Here is a 15,022-nt window from a genome sequence, read left to right on the forward strand (position 1 = left end):
CCGTCCCGCCCCATCCCGCCCGGCTCCACTGCCGTCCACCCTTGCCTCGCCCGCCCGCCGCTCCCCCGCCCTCACCCGAACGGCGGCACCGGCCGTGCGCAGCCCGCCGGTCGGTAGCTGAATGGCGGACGGGCGCCCGGCGGCGGGAAGGCAGGTCCGGGGATGGGTGAGGCGATCGGCCCGATGCTGGCCTCCGCGGTGGCGGTCGCGCTCAGCCCGCTGCCGCTGATCGCCGTCCTGCTGATCCTCGCCTCGCCTCGCGGCCGGGCCAACGGGATCGCGTTCACGGTCGGCTGGCTGCTGGGCCTGGCGGCGGTGACGGCCGCCGTCGTGGCGGCGGGCACCGCGCTGAACCGCGCCGGGGCCACGCCGACGTGGCCGTCCTGGCTGAAGCTCGCGCTCGGCGCCGTACTCCTCCTGCTGGCCGCCCGGCAGTGGCGTGAACGGCCGCGGCCCGGCCGGGTCACCGCACCGCCGGTCTGGCTGCTCTCGATCGACCGGCTGACCGCCGCCCGGTCCGCCGCTCTCGCCGTGGTCCTGGTGGTGGCCCACCCGAAGACCCTGGTTCCGGCCATCGGCGGGGCCGCTTCGATCGCCGCCGCCCCGACCGGTGGCGGAGGAGAGGCGGTGGCCGCCGCCGTGCTGGTGCTGCTCGGCTCGCTGGGTACCCTGCTGCCGCTGGCGGCCCAGCTCCGGTCCGACGACCGCTCGCGGCACGCCCTCGGCGAGTGGCGCGCCTGGACGGCCACGCACAACGCGGCGATCATGACCGTCGTCCCGCTGCTGCTCGGCGCCGAGTACCTGGGTGCCGCCGTCTCCGGTCTCACCTGACCTGCCTGTGAACTCTCCTGGCCGGCCCGCCCAGCCGATCCCTCCCGCCCCCCGCCACCCCCTCACCGGATCCGTACCACCCCCCGCCCCCGTACTGCCCGTACTCCCAGCCGCCCGGTGTCGGCCGCCTGCCGCGCCGCCACCGCCTCCCGCACCGTCAGCAGGATCTCGCCGTCGTAGTGCTCCGCCAGCACCCGCGCCAGTTCCGCCGCGCCGCCCGGCCGGACGTCGGGCGCGAGGTCCGGTAACCGGCCGGGGGCGCTGAGGTCCTGGGCCTGCGCGGCCCAGCGGGCCGCGTCACGCCGCTCGCCCTCGGCGGCGTAGTGCACCGCCAGGCAGTGCACGGCCAGCTGGTCCCCGTACTGGGCGGCTATCCGCCACCAGAAGACGCCGTCCGCCGTTCGGCCCATGCCGTACAGCAGGCAGCCGAGGGTGCGGAAGGCGGTCTTCTCGGCGAGTTCGAGATCCAGGGCCAGTTCCCCCGGCTCCACCGCGCCCGCGACCCCCGCGCACAGGTGCCGCAGGTCGCGCCGCAGCTCCGCCCGCCCCCCGGCCCACCGGGGCTGCCCCGGGACCGCAGCGGGGCCGGCGCCCGATCCCGGGCCGGAGCCGGCGCCCGCCACCCCCGCACCGAGTCCGCAGCCCGCCCCCGCCGCCGTTCCCGGGCTCGGCCCCGAGAGCGGAGCGTGCGGCGGACGGGCGCCGGCGGGCGGCCTGGCGGGACGTTCGCGCACGGTCGGGGCGGGCCGTCGGGCGGCGGCGAGCCGCTCGGCCAGTCGGCGTGTGAAGTCCACCGGATCGTGGTCGTCGAACTCCCGGTCCAGCTCGACGGCTTGCGCGCGCAGCAGGTCCACGATCCTCATGTCCGCGCCCCGTCGTCCGGATGCTCCAGCAGGTACTCCAGGTGGCGCCGCCCGAGGCTGTAGTAGGTGCGGGCGGTGGTGTGCGCGATGCCGAGGGAGCGCCCGATGTCGTGGTACGACAGTCCCGCCTGGCGCAGCCGGACCACGTCGGCCTGGACCGGGGCGGCCCGCGCGAGTTCCTCCATCGCCCAGTCCAGGGCGTCCAGCTCGGCGAGCTCGTCCAACTCGTCCTGGCTGGTGTCGGGACGGCGCTGGGCGATCACCCGCAGCCGTCTGCGTTCGATGCGCCGGCGCTCGCGCAGCACGTCCACCACCGCGTCCTTGACGATCTTGAAGGCGAAGGCCTGCGGATCGGGGCTGGCCAGGGCCCGGCGCCAGTTCTTGTAGAGCGTGGTACCGGCGTTCTGGACGGCGTCCTGGGCGTCCTCACGGTGCCGCAGGCGCTGCTGGGCGTAGCGGAGGTAGCCGGAGTTCTCTCGGGTGAAGAAGGCCTCGAAGTCGTTCGGCAGGTCGCCGAGCGGGTCGGCTCTCAGGCCCCGCTCCTCGCCCGGCCCGGGAGTGGTCACGCGGCCCCCCTTTCGTGGGTCGACTGGCCGACCCGCCTGGTGGCACGCCGACGGCCCCTTGGGGCTCGTGGTGTAACCGTCCGGGAGGAGCGGGATGTTGACCGGATCGGGCGGACAATTGCCGAACGGTTCTGTTCACTTTTGAACAGCGCCGTTGACCTGCCGCTCCGCCCTCACGAATCGCGCCGGAGCCTCCGAAACGTGACCCAGATCACAGTCGTCGAGAGCGCCGCTTGACAAGGCCCGGCGAGACCACCCGGCCCCTCCGCCCCGCGACGGGCCCCCGGCGGACTCACGCCTCCGCCCCGCGACCGGCCCCCGGCGAACTCACCCCCTCGCCCCCGAACCCACCCCATCGACCACCCCGCCCCTACGGCGCCGACTCCACCTCCGCAACGTCCAGCGCGGCCGTCACCCGGTCCAGCAGCCCGCGCAGCGCGGCCAGGTCCTCGATCGGCAGGCCGGTCGCCGCAAGGAGCCGACGCGGCACCTGCCCGGCCCGCTCGCGCAGCGCCGACCCCTCGGAGGTCAGCCGGACGGTGACCGACCGCTCGTCCTCCGGACTCCGCTCGCGGCGCACCAGTGCGGCCGCCTCCAGGCGCTTGAGCAGCGGCGAGAGCGTCCCGGAGTCCAGCCGCAGCCGCTCGCCGATCCGCTTGACGGCCAGCTCGCCCTCCTCCCACAGCACCAACATGACCAGGTACTGCGGATAGGTCAGCCCGAGGTCGCGCAGCAGCACCCGGTAGACGCCGCCGAAGGCGCGGGAGGCCGCGTTGAGCGAGAAGCAGATCTGCTGGTCGAGGCGGAGCAGTTCCTCGTCCGCCATGCCGGGGTGGGTGGTCATGGACCCATGGTACCGATCGCCATCGCGCCATTGAGTTGTGCGCAATTGAATTGCGTGCTCTACTTGTCGCAGCGCAGCGACGACCGGACGGCCGCCGCGAAGCACGCCGGACCGGCTTCCGCCGGACACCGACCGCAACAACATCCAGGACCTGAAGGGGACGCCACCATGGACGCGCTCTACACCGCCGCCGCCACCGCCAACGGCCGGGAGGGCCGCGCCGTCAGCTCCGACGGACAGCTGGACCTCGCGCTGGCCATGCCGCCCGCGCTCGGCGGCAGCGGCCAGGGCACCAACCCGGAGCAGCTCTTCGCCGCCGGCTACGCCGCCTGCTTCGCCAGCGCCCTCGGCCTGGTCGGCCGCCAGGCCCGGGTGGACACCAGCGAGGTCTCGGTGACCGCCGAGGTGTCCATCGGCAAGGACGGGGCCGGCTTCGGCCTCGCCGTCGTGCTGCGCGTCGAGCTGCCCGAGTCCCTCGCGGGTGAGACCGGCGAGCTGCTGGTCAAGCAGGCCCACGAGGTCTGCCCGTACTCCCGCGCCACCCGGGGCAACATCCCGGTCGAGCTGGTCGTCGAGTAGAGGCCCCGCCGACCGGCCCCCGAAGCCTCATCGCCCGGTCGCCGAAGAAGCCCCCGCCGACCCACAGGCCGGGCCCGCCGCACGCGAACCGCGGCGGGCCCGGTCCGGGTCGCCCCCGAGGTCAACCGCCGCCCGGCCGGTTCGCCGAACGCAGCGTCTCCAGTCGGTGCCGGTACTCCTCCGCGTCGATCTCGCCCCGCGCGAACCGCTCAGCGAGCAGCTGCTCCGGGGGCACCCCCTGGAATCCCGGCCTCCCCTGCCCGTCCCGGCCCCAACCCGGCGGGCCGCCAGGCCCGGATCCACCGGCACCCGGAGTCGCCCGCCCGGGCGGCATCGGCTGCCGCGAGTGCGACAGGTAGCGGAACAGGGCCACGGCCAGGAGCACGACGATCACCAGGAACAGCAGCGTCCCGAACGCCATCAGGCCGACGCCCCAGCCATCCATGTGGCCGTGTCCGTGCCAGTACCTCATCAGGACCTCCTCCTCCGGCCCCGTCGGGGCCCGCCGAGGTGAGCAGCGCCTTACCACCATCGTGCGCCCGTCAGCCGTGAAGGCGGCGTGAGGGCGGCCCGAGGAACGTGAGGGCGGCCAGAGAAAACGATCCGGCGGTCGGCCCGTCGCCCACCCGGGGTAGCGTGCCGCTCGTGACCCACCACCCGCCGCCCGTGCCCCACCCCCAGCGGCCCCCGGCCCAGCAGCCACCCGTGGCCCTCCACCTGCCGGACGACGACCGCTCCCCCGAGCAGCTCGTCGCCGCCGGGGTGCTGCGGCGCCACCCGGACCCGCGTCCCCACCCGGCGCTCGGCCACTCCCCGATCGACTACGTCACCGCCGCCCTCTGGGCCGAGCTCACCGCCCTGGCCATCGCGCCGGCCGCCGCCGAGACCACGGCCACCGCGCTGCTGCGCTCGATCGCCGACCGCGCGGTGGACGCGGCATTCGCCCCGGGCAACGAACGCGCCCCGCGCGACGACCTGTACGTGACCGACCCCGCCCACATCGGCCCGCAGCGCCGGGCGGTCTGGTTCCAGCGCTCCGCCCCGCACAGCCCGGACAACTCGCACGACCCGTACGGCTCACCGGGCCCGCACGGCTCACCGCGCCCGCACGACCCCTACGCACCAAGCGACCCCTACGGACCAAGCGGCCCACGGGCCCTCCCCACCCCACTCGACCCCCGCGGTGGATACGCCCCCCGCGGCCCCATCACGGCCGCGTTCGCGCCCCACGAGCCGTAGGTGGACCCGCGCCCCCTCCCCACCCGCGGCTCAGCGCTCGACCCGGAGGCTGTGGCAGACCCAGCTCAGCCGGTCCGGCCCGCCGTACGGCGGTCGGTCGTGGTACGTGCCGTCCGCCACCGACATGTTGACGATCAGGTAGGCGTGCCACCCGGAGCCGACCCCGTGCAGGTCCGCGTAGACCAGTTCGTCCGCCACGTACCAGTCCACCGATTTCGCGCCGAGCACCACCCGTAGGTCGAAGGTCGCCCCCGGAGCGATCCCGGCGTCCGCGCCGTGCCAGTACCGGAAGCCGCCCCGGACGTGGTTGGAGATCTCCAGCAGGTCCGGGTTGTCCGGGTGGTACTCGAAGACGTCGACCTCGTTGCCGCCGTCCCGCCAGGTCCAGATCGCCGGCCAGGCCCCCAGTTCGACGGGCAGCGTCACCCTCGCCGACAACACGTCCCCGGATAGGAGCTGGAAGCCGTCCGGGCTCCCCTCCGTGGTCAGCAGGTTGCAGCTCCACAGCCCGCCGCTGTGCCGCCTGACCGCCGCGAAGACCCCGTCGGGGCAGTAGTCGCGGCTGAGGTAGTCGAGCTTGTGGTCGCTCCGGTTGGTCGGCCCCATCCGGGGATACGCGCTGCTGCGCCCGGCGATCCACTGACTGGTCGAAGTGAAGTCCGCGTCGAAAACGACTGCCACGGCCGCCTCCCCGAAGCTCCGGCGTCCCGGCAGCCCGCACCGCCAGGCACACAGAGTGAGTTACCCGATACCCTCCGCAGTATGCGAAGCGGATCGTTCGAGCCTGGACGAACCTTCGGGCGAGGGACGCGGCCGGTCAGCCGACCGGTGCCGCACCTCCGGCGGCGAGGCGGTCGGTCACCGAGACCACCCCGTCGACCGAGCGGCACAGGTTGAGGACGATCGGCACCAGGTACGGCTCGGGCACGGTGCCACTGAGCACCACCCGCCCCTGGTTGACTTCCACCCCGATCTCCGCCGGACTGACCCCCTCGATCCGGCCGAGCACCTCCTCGACGATCTCCCGCCGGATCACCATGTCCTCGCGCAGGAACACCCGCAGCAGGTCACCGCGGCTGACCATGCCGATCACGCGCCCCTCCTCGTCCAGCACCGGCAGCCGCTTCAGGCCGTGCCGGCTCATCAGCCGCGCCGCCGCGACCACACTGGTGTCCGGCGTGGTGCAGACCGGCTGCGCCGTCATCAGGTCGGCCGCGGTCACCTCGCCGTCCGGGCCCGCCGGCGCCGACTCCGGCGCGGGCAGCAGGCTGGCCGGGTCCTCCTGCGCGGCCAGGGTGCGCAGCAGATCGGCCTCCGAGACCACGCCCAGCGGCCGCCCCTCCGGGTCCACTACCGGCACGCCGGTGATGTCGTACTCGCTCAGCAGCGCCACGATCTCCCGGAATCCGGTCTCGGGCGAGACCAGGACCACGGGGCTGGTCATCACGGTTTCGACGGTGGCATGCCGCACGCCGGTTCACCTCGTCCAACGATGCTGGTCCGACCGGACGCGGATCGTCCCGGCCCGTACCGGCAGCATCGCGCGCGGCGGCTCCGTTCGCCAGGGGCCAAGGGGCCGAACGGGTGGGACTTTCTGCCCCGACCTGCGAACACCTTCCCGACGGCCGGCCCTATCAGGTCGGTTTCGCCCTCCCGGACCTCCCACGGCGCCGCCCGCCTCTCCCCCGACGGCGCGACCATCACCTGATCGACTCGTTGGATCGACCAACCCCACTCCTCGCCCACCCGTTGGTCCACCCCGGCGGCCTCACCTCCCCTGCCCGAGCCGATGGGCAGGCCCCAGCACGGCGGTGGCGGACCGGGCCGGGAGTGCAGTCGCATCGAGCCGGACACCGTGGCCGAGACGGGTAGTACCGAGGTCCGCCGGTTCGCGGTCTCTGCTCGAGTGCCCTCGCTCATCCCCTGACCTTCGGCCCACGGGCCGGCTCCCCCTCGTACTCCGGCAGTTCGACGCTGCTGACCTGCTTGCCCAGCTCCAGCATCTTGTCCAGCGCCCAGCGCCGGTTGAGCAGGGCGTTGCGGAACCGCAGACCCGCGGCGGTGCGCGGCGCGAGGAACGGGCCGGTGCGGTCGCCGCCCTTCTGGCAACCCCGGGCGTAGCCGCGCAGCAGCTTCTCGTAGCGTTCGAAGGCCGCGCGGTGGTCGCCGCGCGCCCGGGCCAGTTCGCCCGCCAGGACGTACGCGGCCACGACCGCCGTCCCGGTGCCCATCCCGCCGATGGTCGCGCCGCAGGCGGCGTCGCCGAGCAGGGCGATCCGGCCGGTCGACCAGGTGGGGACGTCGGCGCGGCTGATCGAGTCGAAGTACAGCTCAGGGGTGGCGTCCAGGCTCTCCAGCAGCTGCGGCACCCGCCAGCCGAGGCCCGCGAAGGCGGCCCGGATCAGCGCCTTCTGCTGCCCCGGGTCGTGGCGGTCGTAACGCAGTTCGGGCGAGGCGAAGAGGCAGAACGCACCGGCCCGGCCCGGGTCGCGGTGGGCCGCTCCGACGGACATCAGCCGACCGGGGACGTTGAGGCCGACCCCGCCGACCGGCAGCCCGAGGGTGTTGGGCAGCTGCCAGGTGGCCGCGTAGTAGCCGAGGTGGCGGACGTAGCGCTGCTCGGGCCCGAAGGCGAGCCGACGGACGTTGGAGTGCAGTCCGTCGGCGCCGATCACGAGGTCGAACTCGCGCGGCGCCCCGTGCCGGAAGGCGACCCGGACGCCGCTGGGGGTCTCCTCCAGGGCCGTGATCGAGTCGCCGAACACGTACTCGGCGCGGGCGCTGCTGTGCCGGTGCAGCAGCTGGGCCAGTTCCCCGCGGGGGACCTCCACGTCGCCGCCGGCGAACTCGGCCGGCAGGTGGAGCAGTCGGCGTCCGTCGGGACCGACGAATGTCATCGGGCTGCCGCCGGTGCCGAGCGCGCGCAGTTCGTCCAGGACGCCCATCCGCTCCAGCACGGTCAGGTGGGTGCGGCCGCGGAAGTCCACGTCCTGACCGCCGTCGCGCAGCGCGGGAGCCAGCTCGACCACGGTCACCTCGAAGCCGTACCTGCCCAGCCAGTGGGCCAGCGCGGGGCCGGCGATGCTCGCGCCCGAGATGAGGACCTTGGTGCTCATGGAAACCACTCCGTCCGAGGATCAGAAAACTGTGTCTCGCGGACACTGTTCATTGCTGTGTACGGTAGACACAGTTGGTCGGAAGGGCAACCCCCAGGGGGAAGCCCCGGCGGAAACACGGTCAGCAACCCAGGACGGAACGCCGACGGGACACCGGCGGTACGTGGAACGAACCTGGGAGGGGCCTCAGAAGGGGAGCGGATGATGGCCGAGGCGGCGAACGACACGGTGCGGTTGCTCTGGGGCCCGCCGGCCAAGCCCACCCGGGGGCCGAAGCCGGCCCTCAGCCTGGAGCGGATCGCCGCGGCCGGGGTCGAGGTCGCCGACGCGGAGGGGCTGGGCGCGGTCTCCATGCAGAAGGTGGCCGGGCTGCTCGACTTCACCAAGATGTCGCTCTACCGCTACGTGCCGGGCAAGGCCGAACTGATCGCCCTGATGGTCGAGTCGGCCGTCGACGCACCGCCGGACGCACCGGAGGGCGCCGACTGGCGGGAGCAGCTCACCGCCTGGGCCCACCACCTGGCCGGCTCCTTCGAGCGGCACCCGTGGCTGCTGGACGCCACCGTCGGCGCCCGGGCGATCGGCCCGAGGGAACTCGCCTGGCTGGAGCGGGTGGTGGCAGCACTCGACGGCCACGGACTGACCGGCCCCGAACGGATGGACGCGGCCGTCCTGCTCACCGGGCACGTGCGCGGGATCGCCGCACAGTCCCGCGCCGCCGGACCGGTCGGTACCCCCGAGGCCGCACTCCTCGCCGCCCTCGGCACCGTGGTCCAGGAGCACGCCGACCGCTTCCCCGCGGTCGCCGCCGCCATGGCCGAACCGGGCGGCCGCGACCAGGCGCTGGAGTTCGGCCTGGACCGCATCCTGGACGGGCTGGCCGCCCTGATCGAGCGCCGCGCGAACACCGCCTGACCCGCCGCGGACCGCCTGACCCGCCGCGATCGCCGCGTACCGTGCGATCCACCGCGGCCGCCGGAGCCGGCCGTGCCGGCCCGCCCGGCACGCCGGAAAACCGCTCGGACCACCGCCCGGCGCTCGCTAGGATCGCGCCCCATGGCGATGTTCGTGCACCTGACCGCGGCGGCGAACGCGCCGCGCATCCGCCGCGCCGGAATCCGCGCCGACAGCCGGGGCCAGGGCAGCGCGCGCGGGGTGTACTGCTTCCCCGTGCTGCCCTCGTACACGCTGACCCACCAGTGGCTGCGCGAGCTCGCCCGGTTCCACCCCAACGGGCCGCTGATCGCGGTGCACCTCCGGCTGGACGACGAGCAGGAGGTCCTGGCCGGGCACTACGGCGGCCGAGGCCGGCACGCCCACCGGCCGCTGTCGGCCGCCGAGGCGGTCCGGCGGATCGGCTCGCTGGCCGACCCGCGCGGCTGGGAGGTGTTCCTGCCGCGCGCGGTGGGCGCCCGCGAGGTGCACCGGGTCCGCGCAGTGCCGCAGGTCACCGGCTGGCGCTACCTGCCCGGCGCCCACGGCACCCGGCCCTGCACCTGTTTCGGCTGCCGCGTCCGCGGCGAGTACGGCGGCCGCCGACTGCGCGAGCGCCACCCGCACCCGCTGGACGGCCCGCCGCCACCCGTTCCCGTGCTGCTCGCCCGGATCGCGGCGGCCGGCGAACCGGGCGATCCGAGCGAACTGCGGGCCGTGCTGCACTGGTTCGGGCTGCGCCGGCGCGGCCCGGTGGACCTCCTCGCCCGACTGGCCGCCCACCCGGCCCCGGAAGTGCGCGGGGACCTGGTGTGGGCGATCGGCCGCTGGTCCACCCCGGGCGTCGCCGACCTCCTGGACGGCCTGGCGGACGACCCGCACGCGTACGTCCGCGAGGCCGTCGAGGCGGTCCGGGACCGCTGAGGCCGCGGCCGGCGTCAGCTCGCACGACGAGCCCAGGGCTCAGGCCCGAGGCCTAGACCCTGGAGTCGGACCTCAAACCTCAGGCGCCAGGCTTCGAACCCAGGCCCCGGGCGTCACGTCTCAGGAGACGCGCTTGAGCTGCCAGGAGTTCTTCTCCAGGCTCGGCACCGCGGAGTACCGGCAGCCGGAGCTGTAGAAGCTGCTCACGATCGTCCAGCCGTCCGGCGGCCAGGTGGAGCCGCAGGCGTTGACCACGGTGCCGACCGGGTAGCCGGTGAGCTGCATGATCTTCTTGGTGTTCGGGTTGAACCCGGAGCCGCAGCCGGCGCTGTTCCACCACTGGACGTCGACGAAGCCGCTCGGCGTCAGCGAGGAGGAGCAGATGGTGCTGGTGTCGCCGGGTGCGGCCTGGGCCGTCCCCATGGTCAGGGTCAGCGCGGCGGCGGTACAGCCCAGGGTCAGCCCGACGGAACGAAGGCGTATCACAGGGATCGACTCCTCTCGCGACGCGGCGCGTCCGCGTCCCGCCCATTCCTATCCGTGCGGCGGTGAGGACGGACAGCTTCTTTCCGGCCCGACCTGCGGCGCGATCTCGCCCCTCCCCTCCGCGATCCGCCCGCCGACACGCCGCTGACCTGCGCGGTCTGCTGTCGACATGCCCGTTCGCCCGATCCGGGTGATCATGGGACGAACCGCGTCATCGGCGATACGGCGCACCGGGCCGTCGGCCCCGGGAGCGCCCGGAAGGTGGACTGCGATGTTCCAGCTCCTGTGGATTCTGCTCATCGGTTTCGTGCTCGGCGTGATCGCCAAACTGATCCTGCGCGGACCGCAGTCGATCCCCTGGTGGCTGACCATGCTGCTCGGCGCCGCCGGGGCCTGGCTCGGCAACGCCGTCGCCGGCTGGATCGGCGTCCGCCACACCTCGGGCATCGACTGGATCCGTCACATCCTGCAGGTCGCCTTCGCCGTGGCCCTGGTGGCCTTCGTGGCGCCGGCGTGGAGCAGGTCCCACCAGAACCGCTGACGGGACCGGGGCCGCTCCGTCGCCACCGGCCGGAGTGGCCCCTCCGTCAGCACCGGCCGGGGCCCGCGCCGTCGGTCCGGCCCGACCGGACCCGACGGCGCCGGGCCAGGCCGGGCCCGTCAACCCACGTGGACGGCCGGGCGGCGCGAGCGGTCCGGCTCGGCCTCGCGCAGCACCTCGCGGGTGACCGGGGCGATCTCGCCCTGCCCGAACAGGAAGAACCGCAGGAACTGGGCGAAGGGGTTGCCCTCGGTCCACTCGAAGTAGATGTGCGGCTGCTGCCCGGTGAGGTCGCGGACCTGGAGCAGCAGGGCGGCCAGGGCGTTGGGCACGCTGGAGCTCTCCAGCGACAGCACCCGGTAGCGGCCGTGCAGCACCTCGCCGCGCACGGTCAGTTCGGCCTCGAAGTCGGACGGGTCGAGCACGGTGACCTCGACGAAGACCAGGTCGTCCTCGGCCGGGATGTCGTTGTCCCGCCGGATCTGGTGCATCTTGTCGCGGTACTCGGCGAGGTCCCGGCTGTTCGGCTCGTTGGCGATCAGCCGCAGCGGGCGATGGGTGTAGTCCCGGACGAACCGTTCCGCGACGTCGTCGAGCACCACGTCGGTGACGCGCAGTTCGAAGGCCCGCTTGAGCCGGGAGAGGAAGGACACCAGCATGATCCCGGCGATGAAGCAGGCGCCGATCTTGACGCCGTCCGGCCGCTCGGCGATGTTCACCGCCGTGGTGTAGAGGAACACCGCCGCGATCACCGCGAAGCCGGCCCGCCAGCGGCGTTGCCCGGCCTTGTGGGCGGCGATGGTGACGGCGATGGCGGCGGAGCTGATCAGCACCAGCACGCCGGTCGCGTAGGCACCGCCCTGGGCGTCCACGTTCGCGTCGAAGATCCAGGTCACCAGGAAGGCGATCAGGGTGAGCACGATGACGGTCGGCCGGACCGCGCGGGCCCAGTGCGGGGCCATCCCGTAGCGGGGCAGGTAGCGCGGCATCAGGTTGAGCAGCCCGGCCATCGCGGAGGCTCCGGCGAACCACAGGATGGCGATCGTGGAGAGGTCGTAGACGCTGCCGAAGGTGCTGCCGAGGTATTCGTGGGCGAGATAGGCGAGTGCCCGGCCGTTGGCCTGGCCGCCGGTCTTGAACTGGTCCGCCGGGATGAGCAGGGTCGTGATGAAGCTGGTGGTGATCAGGAACACGCTCATGATCACGGCCGCGGTGGTCAGTAGCTTGCGGGCGCCGCGGATGCGGCCGGTGGGCTTCTCCTCGGTGTCGTCCGGGTCGCCCTCGATGTGCGGCATCACGGCGACGCCGGTCTCGAAGCCGGACAGGCCGAGCGCCAGTTTCGGGAAGACGATCAGCGCGACGCCGATCATGGCGATCGCGTTGCCGTGCTCCACGGTCAGCGCGTCCGTCCAGTCGCTGAACAGGTGCGGGGCCCGGAGCACGTGCCAGAGCCCGTCGGCCACCACCACGACGTTCAGCGAGAGGTACACCGCGACCAGTACCACGGCCAGGCCGATCGCCTCGCTGAAGCCCTTGAGGAAGACCGCGCCGAGCAGCGCGATCATGATCAGGGTCAGCATGACCTGCTTGCCGGTCAGGGCGCTGTGCAGGTGCGGGTTCTCCACCAGGTGGGCGCCGGCGTCGGCGGCGGACAGGGTGATGGTGATCATGAAGTCGGTGGCCGCGAAGCCCAGCAGGGTGAGCACGAACAGCTTGCCCTGCCAGAACGACAGCAGCCGTTCCAGCATCGCGATCGAGCCCTCGCCGTGCGGGCTCTCCTGGGCGACCCTCCGGTAGACCGGCAGCGCGCCGAGCAGGGTGACGACCACCAGCACGATGGTCGCCAGCGGCGAGACCAGCCCGGCCGCGAGCGCGGCGATGCCGGGCTGGTAGCCGAGGGTGGAGAAGTAGTCCAGTCCGGTCAGGCACATGACCCGCCACCAGCGCTGGCCCTTCACCTGCGGCAGCTGGGCGTGCGGACCGGGGTGCTGTTTGGCCATGTCCGCGAGGCCTTCCAGCATCCAGGCCCGGAACCGCTCGCGCTTCGTGACCGGCCCCGCCCCCGGTTCGGCCGACCCCGACGAAACCACGTGCACCCCTGTCCACGACTCGGCCGGGCGCGCGGCTCCGGATTCCCCTCTGGCCGCCGGACGGCGGGCCTGGTCAGGCTAGGGGACCGGCTCGCCGGGGCCGGTCAACCGCGCGTGCCGACACGCCTGGGTGCGCCCGTACGGCCCTGCCCCGGTGACGGGCCGCCTCCCACCTGCCCGTTCCCACCGGTGACGGCCCCGCGGCCCCGGCCGGCGCGGGCACGGCGGTCTGCCCGGACCTCGCGAAACACGCGAGGATGTCCGCGCCACTGACGACCGGGTCGGCACACCCACGGGCACCGACACGGGCGCCGGCCCGGGCACGGGCAGCGGCACGGCGCCGGTACAGGCACGGACACGGAAACAGGGAGGTCGCGGTGGTGGAGCCGAGCCGGCGGAGGATCCTGGGCCTGGGCCTGATGGCGGCCGCCGTCACCTCCTGCGGCCCCCGCCGCCCGGAGCAGGCCCCCGCCCCGGCCCCGGCCCCACCCTCTGCCTCTGCCTCTGCCTCTGCCTCTGCCTCTGCCTCCACCGAACCGGCCGTCCCCCGACCCGCCCCCGCCCCTGACGGCGCGGCCCCCGCCGGGCACACCGCTCCGGAGAGCGAGCGCTCCCTCCCCGGCAGCCCCGACTGGGAGATCACCGACCCCGGCCCCGACGGCGCCATCGAGGGCTTCGCCGACCGGGTCAGCGTGCTGCCCGGCGAGCCCTTCGGCCTGCACGTCTCCACCCCCGCCGCCGCCTTCACCGTCTCCGCCTACCGGATGGGCTGGTACGACGGCGCCCGCGCCCGGCTGGTGTGGCGCCGCGAGCACGTGCCCGGCGGCAGCCAGCCCGCGCCGCACGTGGACCCGGCGACCCGCACCGTGCTGACCGGCTGGCAGCGCACCCTCGCGGTGGACACCGCCGGCTGGCCCGAGGGCGCCTACCTGCTGCGGCTGGACGCCGAGGACGGCTCCGGACGGTGCTACGTCCCGCTCACCGTCCGTTCCCCGAGCACCGCCGGCCGGACCGTGATCATGAGCGCCCCCGCGACCTGGCAGGCCTACAACGAGTGGGGCGGCCACAGCCTCTACAACGGCCCGACCGGCGGCCTGGCCACCCGCTCGCTGCGGGTCGTCTTCGACCGGCCGTACGACTACGACCACGGCGCCGGGCTGTTCCTGGTCTACGAGGCGCCGCTGGTCGCCCTCGCCGAGCGGCTCGGCCTGCCGCTCGCCTACACCACCGGGATCGACGTGGCCCGCGAGCCCGGCCTGCTGACCGGGGCCAGCGCCGTCCTGTCCCTGGGTCACGACGAGTACTGGTCGCCCGAGCAGCGGGCCAACGTGGTCGCGGCCAGGGACGCCGGCACCAACCTGGCGGTCCTGGGCGCCAACTGCTGCTACCGCCGGGTGCGGTTCGAGCCGACCGAGCTCGGGCCGGACCGCACCGTGGTCTGCTACAAGGACGCCTGGGCGCAGGACCCGGGCCACCGGGCGGGCGCCCCGGCGACCACCGACTTCCGGGTCGGCCCGGACGCCGACCCGGAGAGCGCGATGCTCGGCGTCCTCTACGACGGCTACCCGGTGGACGCCCCGTACGTGGTCACCTCGCCCGGGCACTGGGCCTTCGAGGGGACGGGCGTCGCGGCGGGGGCGTCCTTCCCGCACCTGGTCGGGGTCGAGTACGACCGGGTGGACACCGGCTTCCCGACCCCGCGCCCGATCGAGGTGATCGCCCACTCCCCGGTGGTCTGCGACGGCCGCCGCTCCCACTCCGACACCGCCTACCACACCGTGCCGAGCGGTGCCGGGGTGTTCGCCACCGGGACGATGCGCTGGGTCGAGGCGCTGGAGGCCCGCGGCCCCGGCGGCGGCAGGGCCGACCACGGCATCGACTCGCACGCCGGGGACCTGGTCCGCCAGGTCACCGAGAACGTCCTGCGCGCCTTCGCCGCCGGCCCGGCCGGCCGCACCCGCCCGGCGCGGGACAACCTCGCCGCCGTCTACGGCACGGCGTAGCCGGCCG

At 74.1% G+C, this 15,022-nt stretch carries 16 protein-coding genes; 7 read left to right on the forward strand and 9 right to left on the reverse strand.

Annotation, left to right across the window (positions count from 1 at the left end; all coding sequences use genetic code 11):
- The first annotated feature begins 162 nt into the window (after positions 1-162).
- The gene (locus ACIQI7_RS02205) at positions 163-831 is read left to right on the forward strand and encodes a GAP family protein (protein ID WP_401103999.1); all 669 of its coding nucleotides are present in this window, start codon (positions 163-165) and stop codon (positions 829-831) included.
- A 62-nt stretch (positions 832-893) separates the two neighbouring features.
- Here the strand turns inward: ACIQI7_RS02205 and ACIQI7_RS02210 are convergent, their stop codons facing one another.
- The 3 genes from ACIQI7_RS02210 to ACIQI7_RS02220 form a co-directional block, all read right to left on the reverse strand.
- Positions 894-1,694, reverse strand: coding sequence for a hypothetical protein (locus ACIQI7_RS02210; protein WP_401104001.1), 801 nt, complete (start codon positions 1,692-1,694; stop codon positions 894-896).
- Positions 1,691-2,260 carry an RNA polymerase sigma factor gene (locus ACIQI7_RS02215; RefSeq protein ID WP_401104003.1) on the reverse strand — a complete coding sequence of 190 codons (570 nt, stop codon included), beginning with the start codon at positions 2,258-2,260 and terminating at the stop codon, positions 1,691-1,693. Before ACIQI7_RS02215 ends, ACIQI7_RS02210 begins: the two co-directional genes overlap by 4 nt.
- A 370-nt stretch (positions 2,261-2,630) precedes the next feature.
- Positions 2,631-3,104, reverse strand: a complete 474-nt coding sequence (locus tag ACIQI7_RS02220) for a MarR family winged helix-turn-helix transcriptional regulator (protein ID WP_401104005.1) — start codon at positions 3,102-3,104, stop codon at positions 2,631-2,633.
- Between the two features lie 168 nt (positions 3,105-3,272).
- Here ACIQI7_RS02220 and ACIQI7_RS02225 point away from each other — a divergent pair, with 168 nt between their 5' ends.
- A complete protein-coding gene (locus tag ACIQI7_RS02225; protein ID WP_355266881.1) occupies positions 3,273-3,683 on the forward strand; it encodes an organic hydroperoxide resistance protein in 411 nt (136 codons plus the stop codon).
- A 121-nt stretch (positions 3,684-3,804) separates the two neighbouring features.
- Here the strand turns inward: ACIQI7_RS02225 and ACIQI7_RS02230 are convergent, their stop codons facing one another.
- Positions 3,805-4,155: an SHOCT domain-containing protein gene (locus tag ACIQI7_RS02230; protein ID WP_401104007.1), complete on the reverse strand. Its 351-nt coding sequence runs from the start codon at positions 4,153-4,155 to the stop codon at positions 3,805-3,807.
- A 173-nt stretch (positions 4,156-4,328) separates the two neighbouring features.
- Between ACIQI7_RS02230 and ACIQI7_RS02235 the strand changes: the two genes are divergently transcribed.
- Positions 4,329-4,922, forward strand: coding sequence for a hypothetical protein (locus ACIQI7_RS02235; protein WP_401104009.1), 594 nt, complete (start codon positions 4,329-4,331; stop codon positions 4,920-4,922).
- A gap of 30 nt (positions 4,923-4,952) precedes the next feature.
- Here ACIQI7_RS02235 and ACIQI7_RS02240 read toward each other — a convergent pair whose 3' ends face one another.
- From ACIQI7_RS02240 to ACIQI7_RS02250, 3 genes are all read right to left on the reverse strand, one after another.
- Positions 4,953-5,603, reverse strand: a complete 651-nt coding sequence (locus tag ACIQI7_RS02240; protein ID WP_387753294.1) for a beta-glucanase — start codon at positions 5,601-5,603, stop codon at positions 4,953-4,955.
- A 136-nt stretch (positions 5,604-5,739) separates the two neighbouring features.
- Positions 5,740-6,366: a CBS domain-containing protein gene (locus ACIQI7_RS02245; protein WP_401104546.1), complete on the reverse strand. Its 627-nt coding sequence runs from the start codon at positions 6,364-6,366 to the stop codon at positions 5,740-5,742.
- Between the two features lie 472 nt (positions 6,367-6,838).
- Entirely contained in the window at positions 6,839-8,038 is a 1,200-nt protein-coding gene (locus ACIQI7_RS02250) for an FAD-dependent monooxygenase (protein ID WP_401104012.1), read from the reverse strand.
- Between the two features lie 201 nt (positions 8,039-8,239).
- Here ACIQI7_RS02250 and ACIQI7_RS02255 point away from each other — a divergent pair, with 201 nt between their 5' ends.
- Positions 8,240-8,953, forward strand: coding sequence for a TetR/AcrR family transcriptional regulator (locus ACIQI7_RS02255; RefSeq protein ID WP_401104013.1), 714 nt, complete (start codon positions 8,240-8,242; stop codon positions 8,951-8,953).
- 141 nt (positions 8,954-9,094) lie between these two features.
- The gene (locus ACIQI7_RS02260; protein WP_401104014.1) at positions 9,095-9,895 is read left to right on the forward strand and encodes a HEAT repeat domain-containing protein; all 801 of its coding nucleotides are present in this window, start codon (positions 9,095-9,097) and stop codon (positions 9,893-9,895) included.
- Positions 9,896-10,015: 120 nt separating this feature from the next.
- Here the strand turns inward: ACIQI7_RS02260 and ACIQI7_RS02265 are convergent, their stop codons facing one another.
- Positions 10,016-10,381, reverse strand: a complete 366-nt coding sequence (locus ACIQI7_RS02265) for a hypothetical protein (protein WP_401104016.1) — start codon at positions 10,379-10,381, stop codon at positions 10,016-10,018.
- Between the two features lie 271 nt (positions 10,382-10,652).
- On the opposite strand from ACIQI7_RS02265, the gene ACIQI7_RS02270 reads away from it, so the two are divergent.
- Positions 10,653-10,922 carry a GlsB/YeaQ/YmgE family stress response membrane protein gene (locus ACIQI7_RS02270; protein ID WP_401104018.1) on the forward strand — a complete coding sequence of 90 codons (270 nt, stop codon included), beginning with the start codon at positions 10,653-10,655 and terminating at the stop codon, positions 10,920-10,922.
- Between the two features lie 119 nt (positions 10,923-11,041).
- Here ACIQI7_RS02270 and ACIQI7_RS02275 read toward each other — a convergent pair whose 3' ends face one another.
- The gene (locus ACIQI7_RS02275) at positions 11,042-12,922 is read right to left on the reverse strand and encodes an amino acid transporter (RefSeq protein ID WP_401104020.1); all 1,881 of its coding nucleotides are present in this window, start codon (positions 12,920-12,922) and stop codon (positions 11,042-11,044) included.
- 509 nt (positions 12,923-13,431) lie between these two features.
- On the opposite strand from ACIQI7_RS02275, the gene ACIQI7_RS02280 reads away from it, so the two are divergent.
- Positions 13,432-15,015, forward strand: a complete 1,584-nt coding sequence (locus ACIQI7_RS02280) for a N,N-dimethylformamidase beta subunit family domain-containing protein (RefSeq protein WP_401104549.1) — start codon at positions 13,432-13,434, stop codon at positions 15,013-15,015.
- The last annotated feature ends 7 nt before the right edge of the window (positions 15,016-15,022 follow it).

The sequence above is a fragment of the Kitasatospora sp. NPDC092039 genome, from assembly GCF_044756065.1.
GTDB lineage: Bacteria > Actinomycetota > Actinomycetes > Streptomycetales > Streptomycetaceae > Kitasatospora.

Bases quoted from the DNA above. Each gene is read 5' to 3' on its own strand.
- ACIQI7_RS02205 (WP_401103999.1), top strand. From the start codon at position 163: ATGGGTGAGGCGATCGGCCCGATGCTGGCCTCCGCGGTGGCGGTCGCG.
- ACIQI7_RS02210 (WP_401104001.1), bottom strand. From the start codon at position 1,694: ATGAGGATCGTGGACCTGCTGCGCGCGCAAGCCGTCGAGCTGGACCGG.
- ACIQI7_RS02270 (WP_401104018.1), top strand. From the start codon at position 10,653: ATGTTCCAGCTCCTGTGGATTCTGCTCATCGGTTTCGTGCTCGGCGTG.
- ACIQI7_RS02250 (WP_401104012.1), bottom strand. From the start codon at position 8,038: ATGAGCACCAAGGTCCTCATCTCGGGCGCGAGCATCGCCGGCCCCGCG.
- ACIQI7_RS02220 (WP_401104005.1), bottom strand. From the start codon at position 3,104: ATGACCACCCACCCCGGCATGGCGGACGAGGAACTGCTCCGCCTCGAC.
- ACIQI7_RS02225 (WP_355266881.1), top strand. From the start codon at position 3,273: ATGGACGCGCTCTACACCGCCGCCGCCACCGCCAACGGCCGGGAGGGC.
- ACIQI7_RS02260 (WP_401104014.1), top strand. From the start codon at position 9,095: ATGGCGATGTTCGTGCACCTGACCGCGGCGGCGAACGCGCCGCGCATC.
- ACIQI7_RS02280 (WP_401104549.1), top strand. From the start codon at position 13,432: ATGGCGGCCGCCGTCACCTCCTGCGGCCCCCGCCGCCCGGAGCAGGCC.
- ACIQI7_RS02275 (WP_401104020.1), bottom strand. From the start codon at position 12,922: ATGGCCAAACAGCACCCCGGTCCGCACGCCCAGCTGCCGCAGGTGAAG.
- ACIQI7_RS02255 (WP_401104013.1), top strand. From the start codon at position 8,240: ATGATGGCCGAGGCGGCGAACGACACGGTGCGGTTGCTCTGGGGCCCG.
- ACIQI7_RS02230 (WP_401104007.1), bottom strand. From the start codon at position 4,155: ATGAGGTACTGGCACGGACACGGCCACATGGATGGCTGGGGCGTCGGC.
- ACIQI7_RS02245 (WP_401104546.1), bottom strand. From the start codon at position 6,366: ATGACCAGCCCCGTGGTCCTGGTCTCGCCCGAGACCGGATTCCGGGAG.